This window comes from Bacillus sp. AFS002410 (assembly GCF_002556365.1).
GTDB lineage: Bacteria > Bacillota > Bacilli > Bacillales > Bacillaceae_G > Gottfriedia.
This window is the reverse complement of sequence record NZ_NUEU01000007.1, coordinates 110,078-126,557: the sequence shown is the minus strand read 5'-3', so window position 1 is coordinate 126,557 and position 16,480 is coordinate 110,078. Positions and strand designations below refer to the sequence as shown.

Annotated in this window: 13 protein-coding genes; 1 reads left to right on the top strand and 12 read right to left on the bottom strand. The window is 31.6% G+C overall.

Features of this window, described 5'->3' with window-relative positions; all coding sequences use genetic code 11:
* Positions 1 to 165 precede the first annotated feature (165 nt).
* On the bottom strand, positions 166 to 726 hold the full coding sequence (locus CN692_RS06320; RefSeq protein ID WP_179865679.1) for a GNAT family N-acetyltransferase: 561 nt from the start codon (positions 724 to 726) through the stop codon (positions 166 to 168).
* 344 nt (positions 727 to 1,070) lie between these two features.
* Between CN692_RS06320 and CN692_RS06315 the strand changes: the two genes are divergently transcribed.
* Entirely contained in the window at positions 1,071 to 1,868 is a 798-nt protein-coding gene (locus CN692_RS06315; RefSeq protein ID WP_098118305.1) for a formate/nitrite transporter family protein, read from the top strand.
* Between the two features lie 124 nt (positions 1,869 to 1,992).
* Here CN692_RS06315 and CN692_RS06310 read toward each other — a convergent pair whose 3' ends face one another.
* The 11 genes from CN692_RS06310 to CN692_RS06265 form a co-directional block, all read right to left on the bottom strand.
* Entirely contained in the window at positions 1,993 to 3,228 is a 1,236-nt protein-coding gene (locus tag CN692_RS06310) for an MFS transporter (protein ID WP_098118304.1), read from the bottom strand.
* On the bottom strand, positions 3,215 to 3,364 hold the full coding sequence (locus tag CN692_RS26045; RefSeq protein ID WP_179874376.1) for a hypothetical protein: 150 nt from the start codon (positions 3,362 to 3,364) through the stop codon (positions 3,215 to 3,217). Before CN692_RS26045 ends, CN692_RS06310 begins: the two co-directional genes overlap by 14 nt.
* Positions 3,365 to 3,384: 20 nt before the next feature.
* Positions 3,385 to 3,858, bottom strand: coding sequence for a MarR family transcriptional regulator (locus CN692_RS06305; RefSeq protein WP_098118303.1), 474 nt, complete (start codon positions 3,856 to 3,858; stop codon positions 3,385 to 3,387).
* Between the two features lie 194 nt (positions 3,859 to 4,052).
* Positions 4,053 to 5,075, bottom strand: coding sequence for an NADH:flavin oxidoreductase/NADH oxidase (locus CN692_RS06300; RefSeq protein ID WP_098118302.1), 1,023 nt, complete (start codon positions 5,073 to 5,075; stop codon positions 4,053 to 4,055).
* 202 nt (positions 5,076 to 5,277) lie between these two features.
* Entirely contained in the window at positions 5,278 to 6,912 is a 1,635-nt protein-coding gene (locus CN692_RS06295; protein ID WP_098118301.1) for a hypothetical protein, read from the bottom strand.
* A 3-nt stretch (positions 6,913 to 6,915) separates the two neighbouring features.
* Positions 6,916 to 7,713: an ABC transporter ATP-binding protein gene (locus CN692_RS06290; RefSeq protein WP_257131812.1), complete on the bottom strand. Its 798-nt coding sequence runs from the start codon at positions 7,711 to 7,713 to the stop codon at positions 6,916 to 6,918.
* A 643-nt stretch (positions 7,714 to 8,356) separates the two neighbouring features.
* A complete protein-coding gene (locus CN692_RS06285; RefSeq protein WP_098118300.1) occupies positions 8,357 to 10,465 on the bottom strand; it encodes a HelD family protein in 2,109 nt (702 codons plus the stop codon).
* A 230-nt stretch (positions 10,466 to 10,695) separates the two neighbouring features.
* Entirely contained in the window at positions 10,696 to 11,814 is a 1,119-nt protein-coding gene (locus CN692_RS06280) for a Ger(x)C family spore germination protein (protein WP_098118299.1), read from the bottom strand.
* Positions 11,811 to 12,908, bottom strand: coding sequence for a GerAB/ArcD/ProY family transporter (locus CN692_RS06275; protein WP_098118298.1), 1,098 nt, complete (start codon positions 12,906 to 12,908; stop codon positions 11,811 to 11,813). The genes CN692_RS06280 and CN692_RS06275 overlap by 4 nt, the downstream gene beginning before the upstream one ends.
* 34 nt (positions 12,909 to 12,942) lie before the next feature.
* Complete coding sequence (locus CN692_RS06270) at positions 12,943 to 14,391, bottom strand: spore germination protein (protein WP_098118297.1); 1,449 nt, start codon at positions 14,389 to 14,391, stop codon at positions 12,943 to 12,945.
* A gap of 317 nt (positions 14,392 to 14,708) precedes the next feature.
* Complete coding sequence (locus tag CN692_RS06265; RefSeq protein WP_098118296.1) at positions 14,709 to 16,466, bottom strand: adenine deaminase C-terminal domain-containing protein; 1,758 nt, start codon at positions 16,464 to 16,466, stop codon at positions 14,709 to 14,711.
* Positions 16,467 to 16,480: the final 14 nt, after the last annotated feature.

Sequence of the window (16,480 nt, the reverse complement as noted above, 5' to 3'; positions counted from 1 at the left end):
GAAAAAATCCTTTATATGCAATATTTAAAATTCGAATCTCTCTATTATTATTTGTTTCCTTCTACAAGATTTTTATCAATTAAACGTATTTAAAAACAACAATTTTAAGTATTTGTTCAACAAAAAAAGATAAACAGCTAAACTGTCTATCTTTTAAAAGTATTTTTAACTATGTGCGATCTTTTCCGCAAACTCTTCCTCTAAAATTGCCAAGCAAACATGGTCATACCACTGATCTCTAATTTTTAAATTTTTTCGATAGTAACCTTCTTTCACAAATCCAACTTTTTCAAGTACTCGTAAAGAAGCTAAGTTTTCTGGATTAACTTCTGAAGTTACACGGTGAAATTTCAATTCTTCAAAAGCGATTTTTAGAGCCGCGTTTAAAGCTTTTGTCATATATCCTTGACCATTAAATTTTTCTCCAATTTGATAGCCTACCATACAACTTTGTTTAGGACCTCTTGTAACAAATATAAACTGAACTTCTCCTATTAAAGTAGTAGCATCATCATCTTTTACATAAATGGCAAAATCGTACCGAGCATCTTCCGCACTTTTTTCCATAAACTCTTTGATCGTATTTAATTGTCCTTCTACTGTATAGAAGTCGTCTTTTCTTAACGTAGGCGACCATTTTTCAAAATGATCTTTATTTTCTTGATGAAGCTCAAGCTTTGCTTCTGCATCTTCAAATGTATATGGTCTTACAATAACCTCTTTCAAACTAACTCCCCCAATATAATCTTTTCTCTTTATAAAAAGCTTTTTCCAATCAGTTTCAAATCCTTTTACTTTTAAAAAAAGAAATAAAGAAACGCATGAATACATGATACTAGCGGAAAATTCTTAATAATTAAATTATACTATAAAAATATACAAAAGTACGAAATTGAGCGCTCATTTTATAAAATCCAATCATTTGCTGATCTAAATCAATACTCTCTGTTTTTGTGAAGAACACCGACAATAATTCCAAACTTGTTTATAGAGATTATTAGATTCTTATTCATACTAACAATTTCGTATATTTCTTAATCTTTAACCTCAAATTAATAAGGGGTGATTAGATGGAAATTAAACCATTATTAGAAGTTGAAAAATTGGCCTTAAAGAAATTAAAAATATTTGAACAAAGTCATTTACGCTATGTATTAAGAAGTATGCTAGCAAGTATGTTTATAGGCTTTGGTGTAATGGTAGCATTTAAAACAGGTAATGGGTTTTTCTTAGCAAATTCCCCTGTTGCTTATCCAATTGCAGCATTGACCTTTGGTTCTGCAATAGTTTTGATTTGGTACGGTGGAGGAGATCTATTCACTGGAAATACGTTTTATTATACGTATACTGCATTACGGGATAAAATGAAGTGGCCCAAAGTTTTTGAACTTCTAATATACAGTTATATCGGAAACGTTTTAGGTGCCTGTTTATTTGCATTTATCATTTATACTACTGGACTATTTGACGCACCTGACTCAAGCGCGTTTCTACTATCAGTTGTTGAACATAAAATTGATAATTCCATTTTTCATTTGTTTGCTAGAGGGATCTTATGTAATTGGCTTGTGTGCCTTGCTTTTTTTATCCCTATGGCTTTTGGAGAGACAGAAAATGGAACAAAAATTACAGCTATGATGTTATTCGTATTTTGCTTCTTTATGTCTGGTTATGAGCATAGCATTGCAAATATGTGTTCTTTTGCGATTGCACTTGTAATTCATCATCCTAATACGATTTCATTTACAGGAATTCTTCATAATCTAATTCCAGTTACAATTGGAAATCTTATAGGTGGAGAATTTATGATGGCGGTTATGTATTTTTACGCGAACAAACCATTTTTTAATGAATTAGATTCAAAATAAGATTGTTCATTAAATAATATTTTTTATTTAAGCCTATAATCTTCAAACTAATTAAAAAGGATTTTGAAACGAATTCGATCCGTTTCAAAATCCTTTTTGTTCGTAAATTCATTCAAGGCATAATTTATCCTTTTATAAACGATACCTTATACAAAACTGGTATTGATGCTGAAATAAGAATGACCCCCATTATAGCAGGTGCGGCATGACCAAGCGAGACATAGATTTGACCTCCAATGATTGGACCAATTATTCTCGCTAGTGATTGAATAGATTGGCTACCTCCTTGAATTCTTCCTTGTTCACTTGAGTCGACAGATTTGGAGAGCATTCCATTAAATGAAGGACCAAAGATCGAATCTCCAAAACTAAAGATAACCATTCCAATGATAAATAGAGGATAAAATGTAAATATAGCTGCAGCTGCAAAAAGAATATAGCCTAAAACTTCCGAAACCATTCCAAGAATTGTTATTTGTACATCACTAAACTTCCTTAACAGTTTAGGCATAATAAATCCTTGTGAAATAATGTCCTGCACACCCAAAATCGAAAACATAAGTCCGATAGCTGCAGGCTCCCAATTGAAAGTATCCATTGAGAATTGTGAAAATACTGACTGCAATGATCCGTTAGGTATCCAAAGTAAAAATGCTGAAACAAGAAGTCTACTTAAATTTTTTATAGAAAGTACGTTAACAAGTTGTGTAAAAGGATTCAACCTTTCAAATGTAATCTTTTTCAGTCTATTCTTCTTTTTTAGACTCTCAGGCATATAAAAGTATCCAAAGACGAAATTTAATAAAGTAATAACTGCACCAAAATACATCGGTACTGAATAGCCAAACTTGGCAAGTAATCCACCTAATGTTGGCCCAATAGCAACCCCCACTCCTGAAACTGCACTGACCCACCCAAAATATTTAGTGCGTTGTTCTCGTGGTGTAATATCTGCAAAATAGGCAAAAATCGTGCTTATGCTTCCACCTGTTATTCCTTCTATTATGCGTCCAGCAAATAGTACCCAAAGTGCTCCTCCAATACCAAAAACAAAGTATCCAATAGCTGAACCTAAAAGGCATACTAAAAGTAATGGACGACGACCATATCTGTCGCTTAACGCTCCAAGTCCTGGTGCTGCAAAAAACACGCAGATTGCATAAACAGAATTTAGCATCGTAACAAAAATAGCTTGATCTTTTGGATTACTAACATATGGTTTTATTAAGAATGGGACGACGGGTGCAATAATGCTGAACCCTAATCCGCATAGAAATACTGACATAAGTCCGAATAGTAACGCTTTTTTATCTATTGATTGTTTTATTTTCATTTCATCGAGTGAATTAGATTTGACCATCAAGTTCTCCCTTCAAGAATCGCATTTTAGTTTCCTTGGAAACATATTTATCATATCGCCATTTTGTTTCCTCGTCAACAAAAAATCGAAATAAAAAAACAGCCTTTTCAATTAAGCTGGCTGCCTTTGTTTCCATTATTTTATTGCTACTTTACTTTATTCTGACTTAAGTTCTATACCTTGTTTCTTTATTTCCGTATCCAAATGTACATTATATTTTTCTATAAAATGAAGCATGCTATCATATTGTTCCTCGGTTACTTGTTCAAATACAACTTTATCTCGTTCACGAAATTCTTGATGTAGTTCAGCATGGACTTTGTCAATTTCTTTACCTTGCTCTGTAAGCCTAAAATAGATTTCTTTTTTATTATCCGGCTTTTGGTAGCTTTCAATTAGTTCTTTTTGCATCAGTTTTTTAGTAATTTTTGTTATGGCTCCTCTTGTCATATATAAAGACTCCGCAAGTTTTGTTACATTAGGATCAACAATTCTACCAATTGATTCGATGCAATGTACTTCTGAAGATTTATGACCATTAAGACCGACTTCCATCTTAACCTTATTAAGCCAAGACATTTTGTTATATAGTTCCCTGAAACCCATTAAAACCTGCTCTTCTTTGTTCATAGCCAGTCCGCTCACCACCCGTCTGTTCTTTACCTATATTATAGTAAATATTGTATAGATTTCAAAAATCTATTTGTTTATGAATTGAATTATTATACAAATGAACGCTATTTTTTCCAAACAACAAAAAAACGACAAGCAGGGCAAGTATGAATATACTTGCCCCATGTCTGAAAAATTTATCTACTATTTAATTAATAAGCTCTTTCATATGGCTTAGGAGTAAGTGGTTTTCCGTCAAGTACTATTGAAGCATTGTTTGCCCAATAAGGATTGCTTAACATTCCACGACCTACAGCAATTAAATCAGCCTCTTGATTACCAAGAACAGTTTCTGCAACGTTAACATCATCTAATTTTCCGACTGCAATGACAGGAACATTAACTTCTTGTTTTATATGTTCAGCTAATTTAACTTGGTAACCAGGATGCGAACCAGGTCTTCCTCCAGAACCAATTGGACCTTCACCACCAGAAGAAATATGGAAAATATCCACACCAGCATCACGGAATGCCTTAGCCATTTCAGTTGAATAATCGAGATCATAGCCTCCATCTACATATTCTACTGCAGATATTCGCATAATCAGTGGCATATCTTCTGGCATTACGCTTTTAGCAGCTTTGATGACTTCTTTCCCAAATAAAAACTTATCTTGACCGTATTCATCTGATCTATGGTTTGTATATGCAGAAGCAAATTGGTGAATTAAATAGCCATGTGCTCCGTGAAGTTCAATTGTATCCACACCAGCAAGTACTGCACGCTCTACACCTTTTTTGAACTTTTCGACCATTTCTTTAACTTCATTAGTCGTTAACTCATGTGGAGTTTTTGAATTCTCATTAAAAGCGATTGGTGATGATGATACTGGGTTTGGCGCATCCTCAGCTTTACGGCCCGCATGAGCAATCTGAATCGCTACTTTTGCACCGTATTTATGACACTCATCAATAATACGCTTAAAAGCAGAAGTATGCTCATCGCTCCAAATCCCTAAGCAATAATCTGAAATACGACCTCGGTCTTCAACATTAGTCATTTCTATTATAATTAAACCCGTACCACCAATTGCACGGCTAGTATAATGAACAAAATGCCAATCAGTTGGAATTCCATCCTTTAAATGAACTGAATATTGACACATAGGCGGCATTACAACTCGATTTTTTAATTCTAATCCTTTGTATTTAAACGGTTTGAATAAATTTGACATAGTCAACTTCCCTTCATAAACATTCTAATAAGTGTACACTCCCATAATATCCCACTCTTGCATAAAGTACTAATTAACTGCTTAGTAGTGATCGCTAGTAAAATTTCCAGTTTAATCACTCAATAAGTCCATAAATAAAAAAAGTAGAAAGCATTTGCCTTCTACTTTTTATTATGAAATAATTATCCCACATTTTTTTATTTCAATACTTCCAAATCGTTTTATATGCCTGCTTCCATGAAATGAAAGTTACAATAATTAACACTAGTAAGTAAATAAATACACCAAATGGAATAAAAGTTATACCATAATGAATTAATGCTAAAATTCCTCCTATGATCATTGCAATAAAGATTTTAATTCCAGAATTTGCTTGTGCATCATCAAACGATTCAGAAAATGGCAGCGTTCCTTTAAGATAATTTGAACAGATCACTGTATACAATATTGAACTGACAAATACAACCAATATATGTGGAATGATTTTAATGCCAAAAATACCAATAAATATTAAACTTAAAATAATATATACAGGGAAATATAGATTCGCAATAAATGCTTTTAAAGTTGCGCTATATAATGGAGCAAGATTTGATACTGGTGCAGTTTTATAAATCCATGCTCCTTTATATTTACCAGAATACTTTAACATTGCGATTGCATTTGGGATAATTAAACAAGACATATAGATTGTTAAATAACTTTTACCTGATGCAAGATGATGATACGAAGACAATTGTAATTGATTAAATAAAAAAACGAACGGTAGAACAATTGATAATCCTAAGGATGGGTATACCTTTAAACGGAATTCCCTTTCATTTCGCATCATTAGATCTGCAAATCTAAAGAACACCTTCTCTTCACTACTACTACAAATTACGCTAGATAGCCAATTTTTCCATTTGCTTTCCTTTTTTTTGACGATCCCACTATTATTTGTTAATTTTTGAAGATTTTTTTCAAACGAAGGCATCATTGCGTTATACACTCCGATTGCAATAATAGGAATTATGATTGCCAATAAGGAAAAACATGTAAGATAGATACTCGAGTGACGATTTAAAATTAGCTCAAAGGGAGCCCCAAACCAAATAGGTGGGATTAGAAATTGCCACCAACTTGGAGAAAATTTTATATCTAAATTAACTAAGCTAAAAGCTCGACCAACGAGCTGATACCCAACTAATATTGAGATTGATAGGCCAATTTGAACGTAATTAATTATATCCTTTAGTTTTTCACCATCAAAAAATCGTAATATAAAATAATAAATAATCGAGGTTAAGACGACAATAAATAAATTGAGAAGAATAAGTTCAAAAATTGCCATTATTAAAAACAAAAATCCATGCTTAAATGTACCAACAACTATTGGCAAAGCAGTTAGGGATGCGGTTATTAATAACAGATAGATTGATATATGTACAGTTTTTGCGGCGGTAACTGTCTTTTTTGCAATCGGTTTCGTATGAAGAATCCCTTTATCTTTAATATCTAGTAAAACATTCGAAAAGTCGGAAATCATCGATGTCATCACGAGAAACATAACGACTCCGAAAAAAGCACTCATACTAAAGATGTAACTTTTTCCAAAAATCACTAAAGGAATGAGCATAAGACTTAGTAACACATACATTCCTAAGGATTTTATTATGCCATTATCTTCATCCTTATGTTTTTTCTTGTTGTTTTGATTAAAAATTGTCGGTGTCCTACGGCTATCCATTGTTAATTTAACAACTAAAATTTTCCGCATGATTGGAAACTCGATACCAAATAATTCAAATATAGGCCGGAATAAATCTAAGATTTTTAACATTGGGAAGTCTTTCACTTTTTACCCCCCTTTTACGATGGAAACAAATTCCTCAGCTAATGCTTGGTGCTCATTGAATCCTGTGAGCTGATTAAAAATTTGTTCCAACGATCCTTCTACATTTTGTTCCTTTAATTCTTTAAAACTACCATCTGCTACAATTTTACCGTCATTGATTAGTATAATTCGGTTACTAATCTTCTCAACAACATCCATAATATGTGAAGAGTAAAAAATAGTTTTTCCATTAGCTGCTAGAATATCTAGTATTTCTTTAAATACCATTACGCTATTTGCATCAAGTCCACTGAGTGGCTCATCTAAAAACAATAGGTCTGGATTATGGATTAAACTAGAAATAATCAGGACTTTTTGCCTCATTCCTTTTGAAAAAGAAGCAATTCGTGATAAATAAACTTCCTCCAACCCAAAGACCTTCATTAGTTTTGCAGCCTTTTCATCCGCCTCATTAAATTCCATTCCATACAACTCACCAATAAAAGTTAAATACTCTCTAGCCGTAAGATTATCATATAGCTCGGCAATTTCAGGTACATAGCCAATCTTCTTTTTATATTCCACACTTTGAACAGTGACCTCTTCGCCAAAAATTTCTACTCTACCAGAATAGTCCCCTTCTAGCCCCAATAATATTTTAATAGTCGTACTCTTACCAGCTCCATTCGGTCCTATATAGCCGATAATTTGTCCACGATTTACGGTTAAATCAATCCCTTTTAAAACTGATTTTGCTCCATAATCCTTTCTCAAATCCCTTAAACATAATACAACTTCTTCATTTGCTTCGATGATCGTCACCCACTTTTTTAGTTATTACCTTAATATTAATAGACTAATATTCAAGTTGAAATGAGTAAGAAATACCATATTTCAGGATTTATATGGAAAATTATGTAAGGACTATGAACCGGAGTTTAATTTTAAAAAGTATAAATCTAAGGTTTTATCGATTTTCGATTAATTAATTTGAACAGTATTAACTGAACATAATATGACCCCCAATAAGATCCTCCACTTTTATATACATAATCATAACCGCTGATCTTCGAACCTTTTTTTTGTCGTTCGACTTTCTTTCCTTATCTGAAGGGTAATCGAGTATTACATTTCTTTTTTGTAATAGATATTATCGTTCATTTTATTGAAAAGTAGCTGATTTTTCTCATTTTTTGTTCGAATCAAATAGAATAAAAGCAAATTTGATGTTTTCCATTTGAAATGAACTAAAATAGGATCCATTTAGACTGCTATTCCTTGTCGGGATTGGTGATTTTAGATTTTAATTGCGATTCTTCATTTTTATTTGCGATTCTCTATTTTTAATTGCGATTCCCCTTTTTCTTTACAAAAAAAAGCCCCCTAATGCTTAAGGGGACACTCATTATATAAACAATTGAAACTGTTCTAAAGTAAATATTTTCCATTAACGAAAAACTTCGTGTTATTCTTCTGGTGCACTAATATTCTCAAGAAGCGGAGATTTATTTCCTGAGTAGAATACTAATAAATTGTGGAGTGCACGGGTACAACCTACATAAAGCAGTTTAGCGTTTTGTTTAGTCTCTTCGTAATGCTGATCATCTACGTCGACAAGCAGTACGGCATCAAATTCCAATCCTTTTGAGAGATAAACTGGTACCACAGAAATACCACCTTCGTATTTTCTCTGTTTAGCATGAATAAAGGTTGATTCTTGCCCTGCGTCTGATAAGGCTTTATGCAATATTGCACACTCATCCTCTGTACGCCCGATAATTGCAATCGTATCCATATTATCTTTTTTCATATGTTCAATTGATTTGATTATTTTTTGAATGCGATTTGTTTGATTCACTTCTATTATTTTTACTTTTTCACCACTACGAAATACTGGATTAGCTAGGCTAACAGGTATATTGGCCTTTTTAATAATTTCGTTAGCAAAGTGAATTATTTCCATTGTAGAGCGGTAGCTTCGATTTAATTCGTAATATTTTACTTCTTTCTCTTCAAAAACATCTAAAAATTCATCCCATGTATTGATGCCTTGATATTCGTGGATGGCTTGAGATAAATCCCCCAAAATGGTAAATGAATTTCCGATTGTTAATTGCCTTAATAAGGCTATTTGAAAAGCTGAAAAATCTTGTGCTTCGTCTACAATTACATGATGAAATTTTTGCTTTGACTCAATTCCTAAAAGACGGTTATGTATATAGACAAGTGGTGCTAAATCTTCTTGGTCCATTTCTTTCTTTTTACAACTCAAAGAAGTCGTTTTAATAATATCTTTTGGTATTTCATCTGCTTGTGATGTGTTTGTGAATAGTGTTTTATAGAAAGAAAGTGCAGTATGCTTTGGCCATTGCTTCATATAAGTATTTAAATATTGAGTTGCTTTTTTCTTTTTCTCTTTTTTTATGTTCGTCTCTTCAATATACTTTAATTCATTATCAATCCATTGCTTAAGCCTTGCTATAATGCGCTCTCTTCGTTTAGCAAGTGGATAATGCTTGTATTCTATGTTAAACCAATTTTTTAGTGTTTCTTTATCAATCAATTTATTTTTCCATGGTTTAAAATCATTTTCAGGAACAGCTGAGGCTTCGTAATCATCCATGCAACGATCAATAAAATTCATAAAATGGGTTGAGCCTTTCCATTTCCCTGGAGTAGTATCATTGATTTCAAGGCGATCAGCACCAATTGCGAACCACTTTTTTTGATTTTCAGATGAATCCTTAAGTTTTACTTCATAGTCGAGAATAGTTAATGCCCAATCTGAGAAGGTTGTTTGTTGGATCCCACCTACACCTAACTCTGGCAGTACGTTTGAAATATAATCAAGAAACATATTGTTGGGTGCAAAAATAATCATTTTATCGGCCGTTAATGTTTCGCGGTATTGATAAATCAGAAAAGCAAGTCGATGAAGAGCGACAGTAGTTTTTCCACTTCCTGCAACCCCTTGTATGACTAAAGGTGTATTTTTAGATGAACGAATAATATCATTTTGTTCAGATTGAATAGTAGAAACAATATCCTTTAAACGATTGTCTTTGTTTTCGCTTAAACGATAAAGTAGAAAATCATCAGTAACTGATAAATCTTGATTTCCTTTAACATATGTATCTACAACGCGTTGGAGATTTTTTTTGCGGATTACGATGTTTCGTTTTAAATAGATTATGCCTTCGATAATACCTTCAGGAGATTCATAATAAGCTGGGTCATCTCCTCCTGTAAACGAATAAAACATACTTGCAATAGGAGCACGCCAATCGATTACCATTGGATTTTCTGTTGCTTGGTCCGATACTCCTACTTTTCCAATATAAACCGGTAATGTTTCCTTTTGCTCTTCTTCAAAATCCATTCTACCAAAATATGGTTCATTTTTAGCTAAACGAAGATTTCTTCGATTGTTTTCTCGAATTCCTTCAAGTACTTGCTCAGTTACGTCACTACCAGAATAAACTGGAATTCCTTCAAGTTTTGTTAGCTGCCGTTCCATTTCATCTAAAATTGTGTTTAGATATTGAAGTTCTTCTTCGAATTGTTGTGTAGACATTTTCAAACCTCCTTATATATAATTAAATAGCCGAATTTTCAGACGGAAAAATATTGTATCAAAAATTCCATTAAAATGTAAAGAGTTTTTTGAAAATAAAATAATTGCGATAGAAACTGAGTAAATTAATTTAGCTAAACATTAGACCAACGGATTTATATGTAATCAGTTTAATATAAAAAAGATGAAACCTGTAAAAACAGAAGTCATCTTCTTTTTGAGCTAATTCTTTACATTGATAACCCTTTATCAACCAAAATAATTTTAACCTTAACCTTAATTTTTGATTGTTGAAATGCACTAGCCCAATTATCCTCTACTTTTTTCCATTCTGAGTATTTAAATGATCTTGCAAATAGACCGAGTCCAATTGGATCCACCTTATCATTTTGAAGGGATTTAACAAACAGATTTAGGTCTTTTTGTAAATCATTTTCTATTTCCTTTATTAACTTTCCTTCAGAATTGTCATTTAATTTTATTGGAGATTCCGTTATTGCTACCGGTAATTTAAAATTGATATTAAATTGGTATTTACCATCATGATATTTTTTTATTATATTCCTTTTTATATCAAGTATAAAAAAACTAATTCTGTTATTCGATATTGTATTTTCATTTTTTTTAATTTGGTTTGGCTCTAAAAACATAGAAAATTGGCCTTCATTTTTATCCTGTAAAATTATTAATAGCATTGTTTCCTTTAATGAAAGAGTCCTTCGATATTCGTTTTGATTGTTTAATAATGTAGTTCCACTGACTTCCATAATGTCATCTTTTAAAGTTAATTCTGGTACATATGGAGTAACACCTTTTTCAAATTTCAATTTGTAAAAATAACGCAATGGTACTCGCACAGCGACGTTTCTAAAATTTGCTGTTTTTATTAACTGTGGAATAAATATTGATAATCTTGGTTTATTTTTCGGACTAAATTCAAAAATATCTGAAACAGCACCATTAACTACTACTAGATCCGCATTAAGACGCATCTTTGGATCTCGGTAAAATAAATCTAATAACGAATACCAATTTTTTTGTTCTATTACTTTTCTACCAATTAATACAGTTTGTACCTTACCACCAGCTGTGATTCCTGTTGATCTTGAATCTATAATATCTCTAGCTTCTCTCAATGATAAACTTTTAACTTTAAATTGTTCATTTTTTTCTTTTACATCTTTACTGAAAACAGGACTTGCCATATAAATATTAACTTCACCTTGCTGATCTATATCAATCCCCCATAAAAGTGCTATTGTAATGTCTTCAATATTAATTTTATCTTTACAACCTGTTAATCCAATTAATAACATAACACTTAACAAACATTTGGCAATCTTTTTCACTTTGTTGTCACCCTAAACTTAACTTTTTTTACTATTCCACCTATCCATAAAGTTAAAGGTAATCCTAAAATAACGATAAGACCTATGTAAGAAAGAATTTTCAATTGAAAATTAATTCCTTTAAAGGTTGGAATGAATAGATATGAACAAATGGTGATTATGATAAAAATCGTTAAAACAAAAAGTGGAAATTTTTTTATTTTAAATATCTCATTAAATCCGTCCAATCCGGCCCAAAAATAAGTAACCCATGTTTTTGAAATGACTATAAATAATAATGATAATAAAATTACATCCATTCGCTCTAAAAATTGAAATTCTATAGTACTTAACATAGCAATAACTGGGGTAAAAATATCTAATATTTCATATGGGCTAGCATTCACAAAACTAATGATTGTTACAAATAAATATGCAAACGTACTCATCGCATTTGCGATTATTACTCCATTCATTGCTTTTTCCTTTTTATCTAAATATGGGTAGATTATGAATATTATTTCCATTCCCAAAAATGACATTGTCGTTGTAGGTACAGCTTTTAAAATAGGTAGCCATCCTTCTTTTATTATAGGTAATAGATTTTTATAGTTTGGCTCTTTTAATGTTAAAAATAGCATGAGTAAGAAAAAAATAACTAATGGAAAGATCGTTTCAATATATTTCGCAATTAAAGGAATGCCTCCTGTTACTAATTGATAAGTCGGGATCAGAAATAAGAACAATATTACATAAGCACCCGTATGTTGAAGTAAATATGCTTGTACAAATAATACAGATAACATTAAAACTAAATAACCAGCATATAAGAAAAAGATTGATAGTAATAATAGACATATTTTTCCAAGTAATTTTCCTAAATAAATAGTCATTAAAGACGAAAAATTTTCGCGTGGAACTTTTTGGCTTAATTTTATATATAACATACTAAGTAATGTAGAAATTAACCCTCCGAATAAGATTGAAATCCAACTGCTAGTTCCTGCTTTTTCAGCTAAATTATGTGGTAGAGATAACATTCCAATTCCTATTTGTACTCCAAATATCATAAGAACAAATTGATAGTAAGAAATATTCAATTTGGATCCATTCATTTACTAATCACATCCAATATTCAATTAGCCCTTTTTACTGTTTTTTGTTTTGATTTTTCCAAAGATAGTTTAATGGCATTCGTATAAATGTATCCTTTAATTGATTAAAAATAGTCGGTGATAGTGGTGAAGTATACGAAGTATTGAAACTCTTTAATGATAATCCGTGTACGATTAAGATCATCGTGCTTATTATAAGTCCAAAAATGCCAAATAATGATGCCATTATCATAATAGGAAATCTTAATATACGTAAACTTGATGCCATTTCGTATTTAGGAATGATAAATGAAGAAATAGCTGTTAATGCTACTACGATAACCATAATATTACTTACAATCCCTGCCTGAACTGCAGCTTGGCCAATTACAATTCCTCCAACAACCCCAACTGTTGTACTAATTGGTGCAGGTAATCTTATTCCAGCTTCTCTAAGCATTTCTAATGTTATTTCCATAATAATTGCTTCAAATAGAGGGTCAAAAGGAACTTGTGCACGAGACTCACCAACTGAAAAAAGTAATTTTAATGGAATTACTTCATAGTTAAACGAGACGATTGCAATATAAAGCCCAGGTAAATAGAGTGTTATAAAGAATGCCACAATTCTAAGTAGACGATTAAAGGAAGCTACTAAAGTTCTAGAAGAATAATCATCAATACTTGTAAAAAAAGATATAAACTCAGAAGGTAAAATAATGACTTCAGATGAACGATCTAAAATTAAAACGACTTTGCCTTTTAATATAGCTGAAGCCGCTTCATCTGGTCTTTCAGTCGTTAATATTTGTGGGAATGGTGAGAATTGATTTCTCTCCATTAATTGAGCCAATTGATTTGCATTTAGTACTGAATCTACTTTTATTTCTGAAATTCTATTTTCTACAGATAATAGGAGTTTCTCATCGACTACATTATCTAAATAAGCGATTGACACGATGCTTCTATTTTCATTTCCAATTTCAGATTGTTTTGTTCGAAAATCTCTATTTTGAATAAATCTGCGGAGCAAGGCAATGTTAGCTTGATACGTTTCAACAAAAGAAATTCTTGAACCTTTCAGCGAATTATCGATATTTGGTGGCATGAATTGCCGATGAGGTGGATTCTCAGTAGAATAAATAAAAGCAGATGAGACCCCATCTAAAAATAAAATACTTTTACCATCTAATACAGATTTTTCGATTTTACCAATTCGAATCGTACTTTCCGTATTATTATTTACGAATATCTCAAAATCTTCCTTTTGCGAAATGATATTATTAATAAATGATTCAATTTTTTGTTCATTTACAAGACCAGATAAATAAATTAAAAGTGCAGGCTTTCCATCAATAATTAGAATTTTTTTTACAAGGTCAGAAGTAGGGAAAATTGATTCTATGATTTCTAAGTTTTCATTAATATTTCCATCAGGATTTATTGTGAAATTATGGATATTATTTTTCTTATTTTTTTCGTTTCTTCCATTTGAACGATCCACTAATCATTTCATCCCTTCGCTAAAAACTTTAGAACTATTTAAGAAATATCACCCTATCATCCTCTAATCAATAAATTATCTCGATTAGTATACTCTTATTTTTTATTTTTCATAATTGTGAGTTTAAATAAATAATAAGTGTAAAGAAATTTAATCTAATCGATTGTGCTTAGCTTTAGGTAGGTTAGTTTTTCAATCTCATATAAATAAAAAGGCATGAATCTGATACATTTCCAGATTCATGCCTAAAACGAAAGCCTATCTATTTTTTTATTTGTTACACATTAACAATTAGTTCTCCAATCTTTATTTTTTCCTTAAATTATTTTCTGAGGAACTTCCCTTTTTATTGGAGAAACTAAAATCTTATTGTTTTTCACGTCATATAAACCTCTAGGAGTTAAGCGAATAAAAGGTAAATGGGTTGCAGAAAAGAATAATAATGTGAAAGCAGGATCGTCATATTGATATCCTTTTTCTTTTAATAATTTAATCATTTTTTTCTCAATTTTAATTAATTTTTCCAATTCTAATTCAGACATGCTTCCTCTTAATGGTAGAGATACTTCGTGAAGAACTTCATTTTCTTCAACTAATACCATTCCACCACCGATTTCTTTCATTCGTTCAAATGCTTTCAACATATCTGACTTTCTTTTACCTAAAATTAAAATATCCCCTGTACCTGAATAAGAACTTGCAAACCCTCCAATATGATGAGCAAATCCTTTCACTAACGTATTTAATCTCCAAGTGCCGTTTCTTGCAACCATTAAAAGGAAGCATTCATCATGTTCGAAGGATAACTCATCAGAATCTAATTCTAGTTTGCTTACATAAGGTTTTGTAATCACATTGTTTACTAAATTAATACCATTTGAGTTTGTAATAGATAAATCTTCTTTATGTAGAGACCAATTTAAATCTAGTTTAGAGAACTGATGTTTTTCCCAGTCGATCGGCAAATAATGATCAAACACTTTTCCGTCTTTTTTAATCCATTGACCCTTTGCTAAAACACTTATAGGTGTTGGGTTTTCTTTACTTTCTAATACATTAATATTAGCAATTCTCCCTGTAGCAATTGAACCGTGTAAATGCTCTAAATTATAATAACGAGCAACATTGTAGCTTGCCATGTTATAAGCTTCAATTAAAGGTATTTCATGACGAATTGCTATTTTTATTAGTTCGTCAGTCATTCCATTTTCATAAAAATAAGGATGTGAACCATCGGTAGTGAAGAAAAATCGATCAAACTTTTGGATCCCTAATTCCTTAATTTCTTTTAAAAGAACTTCTAAATCAGGTCGAATTGACGAGTGTCTAAGTGATACAGTATAGCCCTGCATTAAACGCATTACTGCTTCTTCTCCTGTCATTGCTTCATGGTCACAATCTGCACCTAATAACATTAGTTTCGCTAATGTACGTTCTGATGCACCAGGGAAATGTCCTTCGATTTTCTTATTTAGTCTTTTTGTTTCTTGTATCCAGGTAAGCATTTGATCATCACCGTTGAATAGCTTCGGCCACGCAGTTAGCTCTCCACCTTGTAAAACTAATTCATTTTCGAGCCAAGAAATTACATCTTTCGAATTAAAAATCTCATTATTATTCGGAAATTCTGTTTGTCCGTCGAATCGGCACCACCAATACATGCTTGATGGTATGTTTTTAAAATCATTTAATAGTTCAAATGCAGCATTAGTAGGCAATTCTAAGAAAAATTTTAGATTATCATTTATTAAAGTTGTTGTACCAAATTGACCTGCATGTTTTGCTAAAGTTAGTGGATTATAAAGCTGATATGGATGTGAATGAGGTTCTATATAACCCGGAACTAAAAATTGACCTTCACAATTTACTACTTCAATACCTTCTAAGTTCTCCGGAAGATTTTCTCCAACGTATATAATCCGATCTTGATAAATCCAAATATTTGCATGCATCCATTGATTCAAGTATGTATTTAAGTAGGTTGCATTTTTTAAAATGATGTGAGGATTTATTACTTCATCAAGAACATTTACTTGGTCTCTTATTTGTTTATTACTCCATCTATAATTTTCCACCTTTTCACCCCTTA